This is a genomic window from Erwinia sp. JH02, assembly GCF_013074405.1.
Lineage (GTDB): Bacteria > Pseudomonadota > Gammaproteobacteria > Enterobacterales > Enterobacteriaceae > Erwinia > Erwinia rhapontici.
On record NZ_JABANZ010000001.1, the window covers coordinates 459,958 to 477,828 of the forward strand.

At 53.2% G+C, this 17,871-nt stretch carries 15 protein-coding genes; 9 read left to right on the top strand and 6 right to left on the bottom strand.

Going from position 1 to position 17,871, the window contains the following annotated elements; genetic code table 11:
• Positions 1 to 54 precede the first annotated feature (54 nt).
• The 5 genes from HHI26_RS02095 to HHI26_RS02115 all read left to right on the top strand — a co-directional run bounded on the left by HHI26_RS02095 (position 55) and on the right by HHI26_RS02115 (position 3,220).
• Complete coding sequence (locus HHI26_RS02095; protein ID WP_133846578.1) at positions 55 to 537, top strand: type VI secretion system tube protein Hcp; 483 nt, start codon at positions 55 to 57, stop codon at positions 535 to 537.
• A gap of 22 nt (positions 538 to 559) precedes the next feature.
• Complete coding sequence (locus tag HHI26_RS02100; RefSeq protein ID WP_133846577.1) at positions 560 to 1,174, top strand: peptidoglycan recognition family protein; 615 nt, start codon at positions 560 to 562, stop codon at positions 1,172 to 1,174.
• Positions 1,165 to 1,560, top strand: a complete 396-nt coding sequence (locus HHI26_RS02105) for a hypothetical protein (RefSeq protein ID WP_133846576.1) — start codon at positions 1,165 to 1,167, stop codon at positions 1,558 to 1,560. Before HHI26_RS02100 ends, HHI26_RS02105 begins: the two co-directional genes overlap by 10 nt.
• 656 nt (positions 1,561 to 2,216) lie before the next feature.
• Positions 2,217 to 2,831, top strand: a complete 615-nt coding sequence (locus tag HHI26_RS02110; protein ID WP_133846574.1) for a peptidoglycan recognition family protein — start codon at positions 2,217 to 2,219, stop codon at positions 2,829 to 2,831.
• A complete protein-coding gene (locus HHI26_RS02115; RefSeq protein WP_133846573.1) occupies positions 2,822 to 3,220 on the top strand; it encodes a hypothetical protein in 399 nt (132 codons plus the stop codon). The genes HHI26_RS02110 and HHI26_RS02115 overlap by 10 nt, the downstream gene beginning before the upstream one ends.
• Positions 3,221 to 3,573: 353 nt before the next feature.
• On the opposite strand, the gene HHI26_RS02120 is transcribed toward HHI26_RS02115, so the two are convergent.
• Complete coding sequence (locus tag HHI26_RS02120; RefSeq protein WP_171148509.1) at positions 3,574 to 5,469, bottom strand: beta-glucoside-specific PTS transporter subunit IIABC; 1,896 nt, start codon at positions 5,467 to 5,469, stop codon at positions 3,574 to 3,576.
• A 426-nt stretch (positions 5,470 to 5,895) separates the two neighbouring features.
• Between HHI26_RS02120 and HHI26_RS02125 the strand changes: the two genes are divergently transcribed.
• Positions 5,896 to 6,105: a glycine zipper 2TM domain-containing protein gene (locus HHI26_RS02125; RefSeq protein ID WP_133846571.1), complete on the top strand. Its 210-nt coding sequence runs from the start codon at positions 5,896 to 5,898 to the stop codon at positions 6,103 to 6,105.
• Between the two features lie 35 nt (positions 6,106 to 6,140).
• On the opposite strand, the gene glgX is transcribed toward HHI26_RS02125, so the two are convergent.
• From glgX to treZ, 3 genes are all read right to left on the bottom strand, one after another.
• Complete coding sequence (glgX, locus tag HHI26_RS02130; RefSeq protein WP_171148510.1) at positions 6,141 to 8,216, bottom strand: glycogen debranching protein GlgX; 2,076 nt, start codon at positions 8,214 to 8,216, stop codon at positions 6,141 to 6,143.
• A 63-nt stretch (positions 8,217 to 8,279) separates the two neighbouring features.
• Positions 8,280 to 10,814: a malto-oligosyltrehalose synthase gene (gene treY, locus HHI26_RS02135; RefSeq protein WP_171148511.1), complete on the bottom strand. Its 2,535-nt coding sequence runs from the start codon at positions 10,812 to 10,814 to the stop codon at positions 8,280 to 8,282.
• A complete protein-coding gene (treZ, locus tag HHI26_RS02140; RefSeq protein WP_171148512.1) occupies positions 10,811 to 12,598 on the bottom strand; it encodes a malto-oligosyltrehalose trehalohydrolase in 1,788 nt (595 codons plus the stop codon). The genes treY and treZ overlap by 4 nt, the downstream gene beginning before the upstream one ends.
• A 173-nt stretch (positions 12,599 to 12,771) precedes the next feature.
• On the opposite strand from treZ, the gene HHI26_RS02145 reads away from it, so the two are divergent.
• The gene (locus tag HHI26_RS02145) at positions 12,772 to 13,236 is read left to right on the top strand and encodes a GNAT family N-acetyltransferase (RefSeq protein ID WP_133846567.1); all 465 of its coding nucleotides are present in this window, start codon (positions 12,772 to 12,774) and stop codon (positions 13,234 to 13,236) included.
• A gap of 70 nt (positions 13,237 to 13,306) precedes the next feature.
• Here HHI26_RS02145 and HHI26_RS02150 read toward each other — a convergent pair whose 3' ends face one another.
• Positions 13,307 to 13,666, bottom strand: a complete 360-nt coding sequence (locus tag HHI26_RS02150; RefSeq protein ID WP_133846566.1) for a cupin domain-containing protein — start codon at positions 13,664 to 13,666, stop codon at positions 13,307 to 13,309.
• A gap of 238 nt (positions 13,667 to 13,904) precedes the next feature.
• Complete coding sequence (locus HHI26_RS02155) at positions 13,905 to 15,239, bottom strand: glycoside hydrolase family 10 protein (RefSeq protein WP_346775675.1); 1,335 nt, start codon at positions 15,237 to 15,239, stop codon at positions 13,905 to 13,907.
• A 259-nt stretch (positions 15,240 to 15,498) separates the two neighbouring features.
• On the opposite strand from HHI26_RS02155, the gene HHI26_RS02160 reads away from it, so the two are divergent.
• Positions 15,499 to 16,434 (top strand): nucleoside recognition domain-containing protein, encoded by a 936-nt coding sequence (locus HHI26_RS02160; protein ID WP_171148513.1) that lies wholly within the window; start codon positions 15,499 to 15,501, stop codon positions 16,432 to 16,434.
• 23 nt (positions 16,435 to 16,457) lie between these two features.
• Complete coding sequence (locus tag HHI26_RS02165; RefSeq protein WP_171148514.1) at positions 16,458 to 17,852, top strand: aminopeptidase P family protein; 1,395 nt, start codon at positions 16,458 to 16,460, stop codon at positions 17,850 to 17,852.
• Positions 17,853 to 17,871 lie beyond the last annotated feature (19 nt).

Below are 17,871 nucleotides of genomic sequence, written 5' to 3' on the forward strand. Positions count from 1 at the left end.
CCAAACAGAGGAAAGATTCACGTTATAACCGGATGCCCACCACAAGGAGGATGTATGGCTCAGGATATGTTTATCAAAATCAATGGTATTGAGGGCGAATCACTTGATTATTCTCATAAAGGGGAAATCGAGGTTTTAAGATGGAACTGGTCAGTCGCCCAGCCCGCGAATATGCACTCGGGAAGTGGCGGAGGTGCAGGTAAATCAACCGTACACGATTTATATTTCAAACATTACATTGATAAATCCTCGACCACTCTCATTCAATATTGCCTGGCGGGAAAACATATCCCGGAGGCTATTCTGACCGTCAGAAAAGCCGGTGGTTCTCCATTAGACTTCTTAAAAATAACATTGCAAGAACTGATTATTACTTGTATCGAGCCGATTGGCATGGTCCACATGCCAATACCAATAGAGAAAGTAGGTCTCAGTTTTTCAAGAGTGAAATTCGAATACGTACCACAGAGTGCAGAAGGAAATAAACTGGGTGTGGTAGCGATGGGTTATGACATTAAAGCTAACGCGATTATTTAGTACATTTATAAAGGAGTATAAAATGTATATCGATGAAGATGGTTATATTTATGATGATCGCATTGAGCGGAAAATATTTAAAACGATTGAGCGGGGAAGCCTCGATAGCGTTAATGGTATTGTGGTGCATCAAACTGCCAGTCCGACAGCTCAAAGCACCTTTAACAGTTATGGCAACAAATCGGCCAACGGTGCACATTTTTTGATCGACAAGGATGGCAAGGTTTATCAAACGGCTTCGTTATTCAAAATGACCTGGCATGTTGGTCTGGTGCAGTCAAAATGTTTTTTACAAAAAGTATGCCAACCGACTGAAGTGCGCTTATTGGCATTACATACCCAAAGATTTTGGGAAAGAGAGATTTCTCAAGAAATATCCAATATAGAGAGAGGGAAGAACTTCCCTGACCGGTTCCCAAATAATACTGACAGTATAGGCATTGAAATCGTTGGAATGGCTGTTGGGCCTGAGAATAAAAAAGTTTTCGAATCTGTCACTGATGAACAAAATCGATCCCTTAAATGGCTGGTGTCAGAGCTGACTCGTCAATTTCAAGTGCCCATGACTGAGGTTCACCGACATCCTGATATTGGAAGGAAAAACACAACCGAAGCGAGCACAGCAAAATGGGAATAAAAATAACATTGATTTTTGTTTTATTATCTTCTTCGCTGGTTATTCAGGCCAGGCAAGTAGAACATATTGAGGTGATTGAGAGTGGTCATTATGATGGACTTGCTGAAGATAAAGATGGGTATGCTAAGTGGTGTCAGCTTTTCAATCCCACGACAGAACAACTCATTAATTACTTTTCTAAGGCTGAAGAGGCCGATTATAGCGGTGAATGGCTTCATGAGTATTACACCCCTTGCATAGCATCTGGCACCGTAACTTTCAAAGATGGATCATATGGGACATGGGGGTTGCACTCCAGTGGTCTTGGTGGCGTTACTTTTAAAGATAAAGAAAATTACGGAAAAGAAAAATCGTTTCTTTATCTTGATAATGCATGGGAAGACTAATGCTACTGGATATGAGCACAGCCAAATGGGAATAATAAAAGTCATTTTTTTATTTTTATTACTTGTTCCTGTATTTACTCAGGCAAGAGAAGTAAGCCAGATTAACATCGTTAAGACAGGTGCTTACGATAGCGAGGCAGATATGAGTACGAAAAGGAAGGATGTAAGACATTTAACCCAACCAAGGAGCAGCTTATCCATTACTTCACTAAAGCCGAAGAATCAGATGCTAGTGGTGAGTGGATGAACGAATATTATTCACCTTGTGTGGCATCCGGTACGATCACGTTTAAAGATAGTTCTTCTGGTGAGTGGATAATACATTCCAGCGGGCTTAGGTGGGTTGATTTCACCGAGGGGAAAAGAAAGTATTTCTACTACATCGACAATTCATGGGAAGAAGAATGAAAATCGTAAGTATCCTGTCTCGATGCCTCGCTATTTAAGAACCCTCCGCAAGCACAAGTTATGCGCGGAGCGGCCCAGCTTGAGGTAAACCGGACGTCACGCGGCATGAATGCCGGAAGTCGAGGCCCGCAGGGAGGCGGATTTTGCCGATCCACAGAGTGCAGAAGGAAATAAACTGGGTGTGGTAGCGATGGGTTATGACATTAAAGCTAGCGCGATTATTTAGTGCATTTATAAAGGAGTGTAAAATGTATATAGATGAAGATGGTTATATTTATGATGATCGCATTGAGCGGAAAATATTTAAAACGATTGAGCGGGGAAGCCTCGATAGCGTTAATGGTATTGTGGTGCATCAAACTGCCAGTCCGACAGCGCAAAGTACCTTTAACAGTTATGGCAACAAATCGGCTAACGGAGCGCATTTTTTGATCGACAAGGATGGCAAGGTTTATCAAACGGCTTCATTATTCAAAATGACCTGGCATGTTGGTCTGGTGCAGTCCAAATGTGTTCTACAGAAAGTATGCCAACCAACAGAAACACGTCTGCTCGCATTGCATACTAAAGCTTATTGGAAAGATGGAATTTCGCAGGAAATATCCAATATAGAAAGAGAGAAAAGTTTCCCTGCGCGATTCCCAAACAATACTGACAGCATTGGCATTGAAATGGTTGGCCTTGCTATTGGCCCTGATAATAAGGAGGTTTTTGAGGCGGTTACCGATGAGCAAAACCAATCACTTAAATGGCTGGTGTCAGAGTTGACTCGTCAATTTCAAGTGCCCATGACTGAGGTTCACCGACACCCCGATATTGGAAGAAAAAACACAACCGAAGCGAGTACAGCAAAATGGGAATAAAAATAACATTGATCTTTATTTTATTATCTTCTTCATTGGCTGTTCATGCGAGGCAGGTGGAGCATGTAGAGGTTATTGAGAGCGGCCATTATGATGGACTTGCTGAAGATAAAGATGGGTATGCTAAGTGGTGTAAACTTTTCAACCCCACTAAAGAGCAGTTAATTAATTACTTTGCTAAGGCTGAAGAAGCTGATTATATCGGCGAGTGGCTTCATGAACATTATTCTCCTTGTGTAGCATCAGGTACTGTGACTTTCAAAGATGGGTCCTATGGGACCTGGGGGTTGCACTCCAGTGGTCTTGGTGGCGTCACTTTTCAAGATAAAAATAATTTTGGGAAGAGAAAGTCGTTTCTTTATCTGGATAACGCATGGGAGGACGAATGAAAATTGTAAACATCCTGTCTCAATATCTCGGGATATAAGAACCCACCGCAAGTACATTTTCTGAGGGGATGGGGCCAGTTTGAGGTAAGCCGGACGTCACGCGACAGGACGTCGCGTGCCGAGGCCCGCAGGGATGCGTGTTTTGCCGATCCGGCGTGGTCAAACTGGCCCCGGACCTTACACTAAATAGCCAGCGACTAAAGACTGGAGATATCGCAGACATAAAAACATTACTACCCGGTACTAAAAGTAATCAGCCTTAGCAGAATACCCGGGGTGTTGGCAATCAGCGGTGGAAGAAGAGGTTGAAACCCCGGCGTGCCATTGCGCGGCACGCCGGGGTTTTTATGTCATCAGGAGAGGGTCATCAACGGTGTCAGTGGCTTAATAACGCCCTGGGACTGATGTTTATCCAGCTGATAGTCGTCGCTGTTAACCACCAGCACCGGGGTAGTGAGGTCGTAACCCGCCGCTTCGATTTCGGCCTTATCAAATGTCAGCAGCGGCGTCCCGGCCGTGACCCTGTCACCTTCTTTCACCAGCGGGTGGAAGTGCTTGCCCTGCAGGTTAACGGTGTTCAGGCCCACGTGGATCAGTAGCTCGGCACCGTTATCACAGAGAAGCCCGATAGCATGATGAGAATCAATCAACGTGGCCACCACGGCATCACATGGTGCCACCACCTGGCCTTCACTCGGGCTGATGGCAATGCCGTCACCCAGCATTTTTCCGGCAAACGTTTCATCGTTAACACTTTCCAGCGCGATGGCCGTACCCGACAGCGGGCTGAACAGCGCCAGGCTCTGTGCCGGAGCCGCAGTAGCGGTAGTTGCAGTCGCAGCAGGAGCCTGCTGACTTTTTTCACTCAGGATTTCTTCATCAATCGGATCTTCAAAGCCGACAAACTGAACCATGACAATCGTCAGGATAATGGCCGTGGCGCTGCCCGCCAGTTCACCAATAAACGACATCGGGGCATCGGGGCTGATGGCATTGACGAGGGTAAACAGACCCGGCAAGGCGGCATACGCGTAGTAGAGTGAGCCAAACATACTGGCCACGACGGCACCAATGGCGCCACCAATACAGCCGCAGATAAACGGTTTTTTGAAACGCAGCGTCACACCGTAGATAGCCGGTTCGGTGATACCGAAAATCGCAGTGACACCGGCTGATAAGGAGGTCGCTTTCAGCGCCCGGTTACGCGTTTTCAGGAACACACCGAACACGGCGGCCATCTGACCGATCACCGCAATCGTCTGGTAGGCCTGGAAGGAGTCATAACCCTGTGTATCGAAGTTCGCCATTATCACCGGCGTAATGCCCCAGTGAACGCCGAAGATCACAATAATCTGCCAGACACCGCCAATAACGGCAGCCGCAACGGCAGGGGCAAAAGCAAACAGGGCGTTATAACCACTGGCAATGCCCATCGCCGCCCAGGTGGTGATCGGGCCAATCACAATCAGCGTCAGGGGCACAATCACCACGAAGCAGATCAGCGGTGTGAACAGGGCGCTGATCACCTCCGGCAGGATTTTCTCAACGCGTTTTTCAAGCCAGGAGAGCGCCCAGACAAGGAACAGCGGCGGTAATACCGATGAGGTATACACGGTTTTGGCCAGCGGGATAAACAGGAAACTGATGGTTTCGCCCCCGGCAATCCGGCCTGCCATGGATGTCCATTCCGGGTTAATCAGGGCGCAACAGCAGAGCACGGCGATAAACGGATTACATTTGAAGTGTCTGGCCGCGGTAATCGCGATAAACACCGGCAGGAAGGCAAACGGTGTCCACGACATAAAGTTGAAGATGGCAAAGGTGCCGGAGGTTTTAATATCCGCATCAATCAGGCCGACGACAATTAAGATCCCCTGAAGAATACCGGCGGCAGCAAGAATATAAACGATGGGCGCGAACACCGCCGACATGGTACCGATGACGGCATCCAGCACACGCGTTTTCTGTTTAGCGGTGCCGCCGGCGTGCTGCTCGCCAATCAGTGACGAGAGGGCATTGAACACATCGGCCACGTGGGTGCCGATCACCACCTGAAACTGTCCACCGCTCTCAACCACGGCGATGACGCCCGGCAGGCTCTGGACTTTCGCCTTAGCGCCGTCCGGCGTTTCATTTAGTACCAGACGCAAACGTGTCGCACAGCGCGAGAAGGTATTGATATTATTTTCACCGCCAACCTCGTGAAGAATATCAGTTGCTAACTTATTGTAATCCCTGATAACTGCCATATTGTCAGACCTTTTTATTATGGGTAGCTGGTTATGTAACAGAGGGTGAAACTGATTTGATGCTATCAGTGAAACCGATTTCTGCAACCGGTTTCATATCAGAGCGTGAGCTGTTTCACAGGGTTTCATTTCGGGCTACAGGGCAGTGGATGTGAGAGCTAAACCACGGCGAAAACGCTGAAGGGGGGCTTATGCATCATCACGAATCCAGAGGTTAAATCGCGTACAGGTCGCTTGTAGCAGTGGCTGGCGGGGTGTCAGGGGCGGCAAAAAATAGTGCCATTTTATAAGAATTTTTACCTGCCCGAGGTCAACAACAAGGCCTATATTCGCAGCATTGGAGCAGCGGTTCTTCCAGGGGATGGAAAAGAACAATAAAACGTTAACTTTTTGCCTTCCATTATGCGTAATGGTAATGAGGTTTTTATGTTGTTAAAACGCAGCGGTACTATCGCCATTGTTTTGCTGGTGACTCTTTCAGTAACGGCCTGTGGCATGTCTCATCGCGGCAGAAACACCGCTATTGGTGCGGGTGTGGGGGCGGTGGGTGGTGCGGTCCTGACCGGAGGCAGCACCTGGGGAACCCTGGGCGGTGCAGCCATCGGTGGTGTAATTGGGCATCAGGTCAGCCGTTAAGCTGACCTGCGCTAACCCGATAAGAAAGCGTACGATTAAGGCCTGCGATACAGGGCAATGCTGCGACCTTCCAGCTCGACATTTTTCTCTTTGGTAATCACCTGGCCGGGTGTGGCTCTGTCCGATGTGCAGAGTTCCAGTACCCAGCCACCTTCGCCAAACTGCGGGATCAGGAAGGGCACATTGCCCTCAAATGGGTTAAACAACATCAGCACGTCATGCCAGATGCCCTCCTCCTCCGTCAGGTCTGCCCGGCCAATATAGACGCCGAGCGTTGAACCTTCATCCCACTGTTCCGGCTGCTGAAAACCACCGCCTGCATTAAACCACTTGATATCCATATTATCGCGCCAGCTTTCACGCCGCAGTAAAGGCTGAGCGGTGCGCAGGGCGATCAGCTGGCGGGTAAATTCACGCAGCATTTCGCCGCTTTCCGGTACATCGTCCCAGTTAATCCAGGAGATGTCGTTGTCCTGGCAGTAGCCGTTATTGTTGCCGCGCTGACTGCGACCAAATTCATCACCCGCCAGCAGCATCGGTGTCCCGTGGGAGAACAGCAGGGTGGCGAGAAAGTTACGCTTCTGACGTTCACGTATCGCGTTGATCCCTTCATCTTCCGTTGGTCCTTCGACACCGTAATGCCAGGAGCGATTGTCATTATGACCATCGTTGTTGTCCTCGCCGTTGGCGTCGTTATGTTTGTTGTTGTACGACACCAGGTCATTCAGCGTAAAACCGTCGTGGGCGGTGATGAAGTTAACGCTCTCCCAGGGACGACGCCCGCGCTGATCGTAGAGGTCGCCTGAGCCCAGCAGACGAGCCGCGAACTCGGTTGAGACATTGTCTCCCTTCCAGTATTCCCGCACCGTGTCCCGGTATTTATCGTTCCATTCCGCCCAGCCGGGTGGAAAAGCGCCAACCTGATAGCCGCCCGGGCCAATATCCCAGGGCTCGCCAATCAGCTTCAGACGGGACAATACCGGGTCCTGCATAATGGCATCGAAGAAACCGCCGCGGGGATCGAAGCCACCCGGTTCACGGCCCAAAATAGTGCCCAGATCGAAGCGAAAACCATCGATATGCATCGATTCCGCCCAGTAACGCAGGGAATCCATTACCATCTGTAATACCCGGGGATGTGAGGTGTTGACCGTATTGCCGGTGCCGGTGTCGTTGATGTAATAACGGTGCTGTTCCGGTAAGGTGCGGTAGTAAGAGAAGTTATCAATGCCTTTAAAGGACAGCGTCGGGCCGAGTTCGTTACCTTCTGCCGTGTGGTTATACACCACGTCGAGGATCACCTCGATCCCGGCATCGTGGAAGGCGCGCACCATATCGCGGAAACCCTGAATGCCGTTAGGGCCAAAGTAGCGCGAAGCCGGAGAGAAGAACGCGAGCGAATTATAGCCCCAGAAGTTCTTCAGCCCTTTGTCCAGCAGGTGCTGATCGTCCGGGAACCAGTGGACTGGCAGCAATTCAACTGACGTCACGCCAAGGCTTTTGATGTAGTCCACAACGGCCGGATGGCCCATGCCTTCATAGGTGCCGCGCAGCGCTTCAGGTACCGCACTGTTCAACTGGGTAAAGCCTTTGACATGCGCTTCGTAGATCACGGTGGTTGACCAGGGGACCACCGGGCGATTTTCATCATGCCAGAGGAATTCATCCGGATCGATAACCCGGCATTTGGGGGTATACGGGCCGCTGTCCCGGGTATCAAAGGTCAGGTCCTTCTCATCATCATACAAATCGTAAGCAAAGTGCGCCTCATTCCACTCAATATCCCCTGACAGTTCACGGGCATACGGGTCGATCAGCAGCTTATGCGGATTAAAACGATGTCCGTTTTCCGGTTCATAGGGACCATAAACGCGGTAGCCGTAGAGTGCACCCGGTTGGAGCCCCCGCACATAGCCATGCCACACTTCATGGGTGTATTCCGGCAGTTCCAGTCTGGCGATCTCCTGCTGTCCGCTGGGGTCATACAGGCACAGCTCAACGCGCTCAGCGTGCGCGGAGAAGAGGGCGAAATTCACCCCTTCACCATCAAAATTGGCCCCCAGCTGGTGGCTTAACCCGGCTTCGATGACATAAGGTGTTGCGTTCGACATAGCGTTCTTTTCATCCCTTGGCAAATGGTAAGCGGTAGCGTCTGTTATTCACTTTTCTGGATGCTATTCACTGCTGAGTATCAGCGGCAAACCCGTGTCTGTGACAGCCAGCGTGATCTGATCGGTCACAAACATCACTTCTCCGCTGAGGATATTACGGTAGCGACGGTGGGAAAGCGGTGCCGTCAGCGCGATGGTGGTCGAGGCAGAAGGCGCCGTCTGATCAGATTCTCCGGCGTTATCCGGCAGCTTCAGCGCCAGACGCGGGGCAATCACCATCAGCGCATGGGTACTGTCCAGCCGGGCGAAGAGGATCAGATGGTCTTCGCCCGGGCCTTGTGCACTCAGCGGCAGATAATCGCCATGACGAAACAGTGCCGGACGGGCCTGACGCAGCTGTAGCAGGCTGGCGATCACATGCTGGTTGAGCTGGCCGCTCAGCCAGTGCGCCGGATCGCTATCCAGCGGCGTTTTGTGTGCCGTCAGCATCTGTTGCAGTGCGGGAAAGTCCGGCTCCCGGCGGTTATCCGGATCGATCAGACTGAAATCGAGCGTTTCACTGCCCTGGTAAATATCCGGAACGCCTGGCGCAGTCAGTTTCACCACCGTCTGGGTAAGACTGTTCACCAGCCCGGCCTGGATAAACGGTTGCAGCGAAGCGGTGAAATCATGCAAAAAGTCGGTATTAGCCGGCGAGAGCAGGTGACGCGCATAGTCGAGCACCGCATTCTCGTAGTCATCGTTTACGGCAGTCCAGTTGGTACGCTGCTTCGCTTCGCGCAGTGCTTTTTGCACATAGGCGAGAAAACGCTCTTCCAGCGCCGCCAGCCCGGCGTGATCCCGGGGCTGAAGCGTCGCAGGCCAGACACCGGCCAGCGCCTGGTAGAGCATCCACTCGACAGAGGGTTTTGGCGCCCGGCCATCGTCAAGCGTCACCACGCAGCTGCGGTTCATCTCGCACCAGCGCGCCACGCACGCAGCCCAGTGCGCCGGGGCCTCGGAGAGTGTATAAAGCCGCGCCCGGGCATCTTCGCCGCGTTTGGTATCATGCGTGGTGGTGCCGGAAAGGGCATCCGGCTGTCGCTCAAGGCGCACTTTCATCTCTGCGTGAAAGCGGTCAAGCGAGAAGGCACGCGGCAGCGGTTCCGCGCCAACCTCATTCAGCGCCAGCGACATGTGCTGGCGGAAGAACAGGGTATCTTCGACCGATTTCGCCATCAGCGGGCCAGTCAGTTGCTGGAAACGGATGCGGAACGTGGTGGCCTGCTGACGCGTGTGTGCCGGGATATCGCCGGTGAGAATACGCAGGATCAGGTTAAGGGCCGCCGGGTCAGGGGCATCGGTACGGTTTTTGACGTGGTTTGCCACCTGTTGCAATAATTCGCTATCGGCCGCAGGCAATCCGTTTTCCGTGCCATAGGTGCGGTACACCGGGAAGGCAATCAGCAGTTCACGCAGCGCCTGGCGCAGGTTACTTTCCGGCAACAGTGCACTTTCCTCTGCGGCAATATCACCGGCGAGGCTCAGCAGTGTGCTGAACTCACCGGCAAAGTTCTTATCCACCATCAGCCGCTTGGCTTCTCGCAGTTCGGCGGCCATATTCACTGGCTTATCCAGCACATCATTGTAGATTTTGCGCAGGGCGCTGATTTGACTGCCATCGACCAGCGCATCGGAGAGCGCTGCCATAAACTCATAGCCGGTGGTGCCGGAAACTGGCCAGTCGCTCGGCAGCTGTTCATCTTTACCAAGGATTTTCTCTACCGTGATATAGCAGTCCGAACCTGCCTGCTGACGCAGGCGCGTCAGATACGCCTGTGGGTTGGCCAGCCCGTCAACATGATCAACCCGCAGCCCGTCAACGGCACCGGAATGCACCAGTTCGAGGATCAGACGGTGGGTATCATCAAATACGCCGCGATCCTCAACCCGCATTCCCACCAGTCCGGTGATTTCAAAAAAACGGCGGTAGGAGAGTTCATTGGCCGCATCACGCCAGCACATCAACCGCCAAGGCTGACGCTGGTGGAGTGCCGCCATCTCCGACCGATCGGTGAGTGCCAGCACATCGGCTTCACATTCCTGCCAGGTTTCCGGTTTCAGCGGGTAGAAGGTGTCGTAATACGCCAGCGCGGGTTTACCGCTGTCGGGATCGGCTTGCACCGTGATCTCATTGTTATCCAGCGCCGTCTCAAAGGCATCGCCCAGGAACGGCAGCGTCAAACGGCGGGACCAGTCGATATCAAAATGTCGCGCGTAGCGGCTTGCCTCACCGTGTTCAACCACATCGCGCCACCAGGCATTTTCCAGCGAGGCCGCCATATGGTTCGGCACGATGTCGAGGATCAGTCCCAGCCCGGCATTTTTCAGCGCGCTGACCAGACGGTCAAACCCCGCGCGGCCGCCAATCGACGGGTCGATCTCATTGGCATCCGTGACGTCATAGCCGTGAGTCGACCCGGTGGTCGCGGTAAAAATCGGCGAAGCATAGAGATGGCTGATGCCCAGCTGTTTCAGGTAGGGCACAAGGCTGGCAGCACGATCAAACGTCATGCCGTTACGAAACTGAATACGCCATGTGGCGGTTGGAATGGTCATTTTTCCTCTCCTGGCAGAAGACGAACCACGATGGCGTGCTGTGGCAGATCCTGCGTATCAGCCGGCCAGGCGAAAATCGTTTTGCCGGGCAGCGCGGGCAGTGGCTGCGTTGAGTCACCGATGTTCAGAGCAATGGATAACTGGCCCCGGGGGAAGGTCCAGCTGACGGCCACAAACCCCGGTGCGGTCTTCAGCACCTGGCCTGCATGACCGCCCGCAGTCCCCAGCAGCGGCACGATAACGTTTTGACGCAGTGCCAGCAGCTGTCGGGTCAGCGCCAGCCAGGCTTTGCCCTCTGCGCTGTCAGGCTTATGCCAGTCGAGCTTAGAACGGGTGAAGGTGGTTTCCGCGTTCGGATCGGGGACGACTTCCCCTTCATGCCCCGCGTGGCCTTCGAACTCTCTGGCTCGCCCTTCGCGTACGGCCCGCGCCAGATCGCCATGAAAATCAGTAAAGAACAGGAACGGGTTGGTCTCGCCATACTCTTCGCCCATCAGCAGCAGCGGGATATGCGGTGAGAGCAGCAGTGTGGCCAGCAGCACTTTGTTACGGTCGGCCCCGGTCAGGGTGATCAGCCTGTCGCCTTGCGCGCGGTTGCCCACCTGATCATGATTCTGGATAAAATCAACAAACGCCGCAGGGGGCTGACCGCGACTGTCGACGCCGCGCGCTTCGCCAGACTGAACGGCAACCTCACCCTGATAGACAAAGCCCTCCGTCAGCGCCCGCGCCACGCCTTTTTCTGGGTGGTCGGCAAAGTCCTGGTAATAGGCATGGGTTTCCCCGGTGGCGAACACATGGATCGCATTATGGAAGTCATCATTCCATTCACCGTTAAACAGCGGGGCGTTGCCGTCAGCGTCGCGCGGGTGCAGGAAAATCACGTTACGGCAGTCTTCGGTCGTCAGATGGATCGGCCGCTCAGGCAGTTCAGCGCGGATGCGTTGGGCAATCTCAATCAGGATATGGGGGTCGGTGGTGTCTTCAATCTGGTCGATGGCATCGAAACGCAGGCCATCGAGGTTAAACTCCCGCAACCAGTAAAGCGGTGCTTCTGCAATATACTGACGCACGGCCTCGACATCATGGGCGATACCCGCTCCCCAGGGTGTCATCCGCTCCGGGTGGAAGAAGTCGGGGGACAGCAGCGGCAGATAATTCCCCTGCGGACCAAAATGATTCAGCACAATATCCAGCACCACCGAGATGCCGTAACCGTGCGCCGCATCGATAAAGGCTTTAAAATCATCCGGTGTGCCGTAGGCGGCGTGGGGCGCATACAGCAGAACGCCGTCATAACCCCAGCCACGACGGCCACCAAACTGCGCCACCGGCAGCACTTCGATCATCGTGATGCCCAGCTCCGCCAGGTAAGGGAGTTTTTCTGCCGCCGCCTGGAATGTGCCCTGCGGCGTAAAGGTGCCGATATGCAGCTCATAGACCACGGTTTCTTCCCAGCGCCGTCCTGACCACTGGGTGTTCTGCCAGACGTAAGCGGTGGGGTCGATCACCAGCGAAGGGCCATCGACATCATCACGCTGCGCGCGGGAAGCGGGGTCCGGCACCGTCATGCCATCGGCAAGTACAAACTGATACTCCGCACCGGGTAATACGCCGCTGACCAGCTGCTCAAACCAGCCGTTTCCCGTGGGCTGCATGTCCGTTTCTTTGCCAGAAAGCCGGAGTTTGACCTTGTTCTGGCCCGTGGCCCAGAGGCGAAAACGAACGGTATCGGTGGCCACATACTCGGCGCCCCAATGTTTTAAATATGCTCGGGTTTCCATTCACTGTCCTCGTTTTATCCAGCGCTCGGGGATCGCTGGCAACACAACGGCGCTCCGCTACTCTGAGCGTTAGTCGGAAAAGGTGTTATCGGGATCGGGATAGCTGTCAGGCCATAACAATCATAGACTAAGATGTAGGGACAAGTGATAACCCCAGGCAAGATGGAGAACCGATGAGCATCACTATCAGAGCATTCCAGGCCAGCGATCTTGATGCTGCTATTACGCTGTTTCAGGGCGCGGTGCGTCAGATAGCCTCACAGGATTACAACCCGGAACAGATTGACGCCTGGGTGCAGGTAGACAGGACGGCCTGGGAGAAACGATTCAAAGAGAGTCAGTGCTGGTTAGCGATCCGCAATGGGGAGCTCGCCGGGTTTGGCAACGTGGAGTATGACGGACATCTGGATATGTTATTTACCGATCCCCGGCATCAGCGCTGCGGTGTGGCAACCGCGCTGCTAAAGTGGCTGGAGCTGGCGGTAGTGAAGATGGACATCCCAGTTATCTATACCGAGGCGAGCATTACCGCGAAACCCTTCTTTATCCGACACGGCTTCCAGTTGGTTGAAGCCCAGCAGGTGTCGGTGCGTGGCCAGAGTTTTATCAATTATCGATTGCGTAAGATATTGATGTAAAAAGGGGGGTTATGGGTTTAACACCCGATCCCCGCAGGACAAAACAGGGGATCAGGTAGGGCTGAATTACTCAGACTTCCGCATCAAAAATCACATACAGCTTACGCATCTCGGTTTCCACCACCCAGGTGCCTTCGGTGTTGGCTTCGAAAAAGAAGGAATCACCCGCTTTGAAGGTTAACGTCTCTTCACCGTCGGGTGTAAATGACCCGGAGCCACCGAGGAAATGCATAATTTCAGCCTGTTTAACCGAGCGACGATAGCTGCCCGCGCCACACTGAAAAATCCCGGTATCAATATCTTCCTTCCCCGGAATCACTTTTTGCAGGCCGGAGAGCTTGATGGCAGAGGTGCCCGGCAGGCCTTCAACGGTTCCCCATGACTCCAGCGATTCGATGGCGGCGGGCTGTTCTATTTTCTGCACTTTCATCAATATGATTCCTCAGGTGACGGTATTACGGCGGCTATCAAGGATTAAAAAAACACATAAGGGTGTTATCCCGGTTCGTTATCCAGATTAAGGGGTTTACTGAACAGATTACGGAATTTATCGGCCGTCAAATAACAGATTTGCGTGTAAAGCGGGCTGAGATTGGTAGAAACTTTTGCGGGGAGACAATCGGGATAAAGCAGGATCGGCAGGGCGCTACCCTGCTGATCCTGTTAGCTTATTTGGCTGCTTTGGCTGCGGCGTTACCCCAGCGGCTTTTCAGGTAATTCACCGCTTCCTGGGTCTGCGGCTGGTTGAGGTAGTTTTCTCTGAACAGGATCGTGCCATCAATATTTGGCAGTGACTCATTCAAATCGAGCTGTTTTTTCAGCTCCGGCACGCCGCCTTGCACCGTCCAGTCTGGCTCATTCTTCGACGGTTCCCCGACTTTATACAGCGCGATGCCGATATACAGGCGCGTGCTGGTGGGTTTCACCACCTCCGCCCACCATTTTGCCAGCACATCGTAGCGTGCCGCCTGGCGTGCGAAAGGCCAGTACACCTGCGGGGCAATATAGTCCAGCAGGCCTTGTTGCACCCAGCGGCGGGTATCGGCGAAGGACTCATCATAGGCTGCCGCGCCACGTGTATCGGAGCCTGCCGGATCGTGTGACAGATTGCGCCACACGCCAGCCGGGCTGACGCCGAATTCGACATCCGGTTTTAACTGTTTGATGGTACGCGACACCTGCTCGATCAGCTGCTGCGTGTTGTGCCGCCGCCAGTCTGCCTTACTGCTAAATCCCTGACCGTATTGCCGGAACGTCTGGCTGTCATTGAGGGCAGATCCCGTCGATTCCGTATAGAAATAATCATCGAACTGCACGCCATCGACAGGATAGTGCGCCACCACTTCAGCGACGATGCTGGTGATCCAGTCGCGCACTTCCGGGATGCCGGGGTCAAGCACAAAACGATCCCCCGAGGTGCGGATCCAGTCGCGATGCAGTACATAGACGCTGGCAGGTTGCTGCGACAGCGTGCGGTTCAGTTCGGTAACGGTAGAGGATTGGGTATTCACCGATACGCGATAAGGGTTTAACCAGGCATGCACCTTCATGCCGCGTTTATGCGCTTCGTCGAGCATAAACTGCAACGGATCGTAGCCCGGATCCTCGCCAATGTTCCCGGTCAGCATATCTGACCACGGCAGGATTTTTGACGACCATAGCGCCGTACCATCGGGTTTTACCTGGAAGAATACGGTATTGATGCCGAGACTTTTCAGTTTATCCAGCTTATCGGTCAGCGCTTTTTGCTGCAGGCTGATACGCAGCGCCGCACTGCTGACATTGACCGAAGCGATCGGCGGCCAGTCCAGGCGCGAAACGGTCGCCAGCCAGACGCCACGCATCGGTTCCTTCGCCAGCTCAGGCCGGGTTGGCAGCGGCTGTTTTGCCACCGGAGGGAGCGGGGTGACCAGCGATTTCGGCGGTTCGGAAGAACAACTGAACAGCAACAGCGCGGCGATAGCCAGTGCGGCCGACCTTTTAAGGGCGATGACGGCGGGAATACGGCGAGAACGGGTGATGGTATGCTCCGGTTCTTTCTGATGGGCGAGTGATAAGAAGATTCTCTTATTTCAGGCCGTAAAGTCAATGGATTAGGGGGCGTGGAAGCGTATATCGCACTGGCTAACCTGTTCAACAATCTGCAAAAATAGATTAATCTGTTCAATCATTTTAGCATGCTTATATCTGCTCTGATCATGCCCGAATTGCGAATGTTGAGTAGGTGGATCACGCCTCTTTCTCCCCTTGTGGAACCCGTTAATGGATATCATTGGCATTATTATGTCGGCAGGGCGAACCTCTGTTGATGTTGCACTTTACACCCTGATCCCGGTGATGGTAGTCATGCTGATTATCATGAGATATCTGGAACAGAAGGGCGTGCTTGACGCGATTGTGCGTGTGATGACGCCGATATTCAGGCCATTTGGCATCACCGGACTGGCTATTTTTGCGCTGATCCAGCTGAACTTTGTTAGTTTCGCCGCACCGCTGGCGGCGATGGCGATTATGGAGAAACGCGGCACTTCCGACCGTCACCTCGCGGCAGCCCTGGCGATGCTTTTTGCCATGGGCCAGGGGAACGTGTTTTATCCCCTTATCCCTTTTGGCCTGCACTGGGGCGAAGCCGTGATCATTTCAATCGTCGGGGGGCTGGCTGCGGCGGCGTTCACCTATCACCTTAGCGGGCGCAGGCTGTCGACGGATTCCCTGCCGCTGGCGGAAAAAGAGAGACTGGAGGGTAATGCGCCTCAGGGGCTGATCGCCGTCATTAACGGTGCCGGTTCAGACGCAATTCGCCTGGCGTTGGGATCCGTTCCCATGCTTCTCCTGTCGCTGACGGTGGTGGGCATACTGAAAGCGGCAGGGGCTATTGAAGGGCTGACCGCACTGCTTGCCCCGCTGCTCGGCATGTTCAATATCCCGGAGATCTTTGTTATGCCGGCACTGACCAAAATGCTGGCAGGGGGCACCGCATATTACGGCGTGATGACGGAGTTGATACAGAAAGGGCTGATAACACCTCAGCAGATTAACGCCTCTGCTGGCTTAATGATTCAGACCTTTGATCTGCCTGGCATCGGTATTTTTCTGGGTATTGCCAGTCGCTTTGTCAGGCTGTTTCGTTACGTTATTCCCGGTGTTTTGCTGGGTATCCTGCTGCGCACTGTGATCCATCTGCTGCTTAACCATTAATACGTAACCTGAGGGAGTACATTATGGTTTCCAAAAAAATTACGTTAGGAGCGACCGTCGCCCCGGTGAAATTTACCCAGGTTGAGCCTGTTCTCCTGACAGATGACACGATTCTGGCGCGAAAAGCAAAAATCCTGGATGGGATGAAGAACGAAGGCTTCGATGCTCTTGTGATTTACGCAGACAAAGAGCATGGCGCTAACTTCGCCTATCTGACGGGATTTATTCCGCGTTTTGAAGAAGGCCTGCTGATTCTGGAAACCAGTGGCAAATGTACGCTGGTGCTGGGCAATGAAAACCTGAAGCTTGCGCGCTTTTCACGCGTGCCGGTCACGCTGGCACACAGCCCGTACTTCTCTCTGCCAAATCAGCCAATGGATAACGAAGCGCCGCTGGAAAGTATCTTCACCGACGCCGGGCTTAACAATAAAAGTAAGGTAGGGCTGGTGGGCTGGAAGATGTTCACTCCGGCGGCCGGGAACGGCAAAACGTTCTTTGATCTGCCGTATTTTATTGTTGAGGCGGTCAGACGCACGCTACAAGCCAGTGCAGAGCTGGAGAATGCCGCTCACCTTTTTATTAGCGGCAAGTCGGGGGCGCGTGCGACCTGTAATGCGAACGAAATTGCTCACTATGAATACGGCGCTAACCTCGCATCAAACTGTATTCTTGATGCCATCAATGCGATTGAGGTTGGCGTCCGTGAAGTTGATCTGGGCGCGCTGCTGGCCGCTGAAGGCCAGGACAACACGGTGGTATCCATTGCCGCCACCGGTAGCCGCTTCGATAAAGCCAATATTTACCCCAGCTATAAGAAAGTGCAGAAGGGCGACCCGTTATCATTGACCACTGGCTTTAAAGGCGGATTGTCCAGCAGAACCGGTTTTGTCATTGCCGATGAGAGTGAATTGCCTGCCGGGCAGGAAGAGTGGTTGCAGCGTATGGCTAAACCGTATTTCGCTGCGGTTGTCGCCTGGCTGGAAAATATTCACTGTGGCATGACCGGCGACGAGCTTTACCAGTTGGTGGAACGTGTATTACCGAAAGAACGCTATGGCTGGCACCTGAATCCGGGTCACCTCGTTTCAGATGAAGAGTGGATGTCTTCCCCTGTCTATCAGGGGTCGGATGAACCGCTGAAAAGCGGCATGATCATGCAGATTGATATCATCCCTTCGGTCGCGGGTTACACAGGCGTTAGCGCGGAAGAGTGCGTGGTGCTTGCGGATATCACGCTTCAGGCAGAGATCAGCAAACACTATCCGGCATTATGGAACCGTATTGAGACGAGACGGCGTTATCTGCGTGAGGAAATTGGCATCAACCTGAGTGCGGAAATCCTGCCATTGTCCAACACCGTGGCTTATCTGAGGCCTTTCTATCTGGCAAAGAATCAGTCACTGTTTGTTGAGCGCTAACTGCTCCGGATTTATTGTT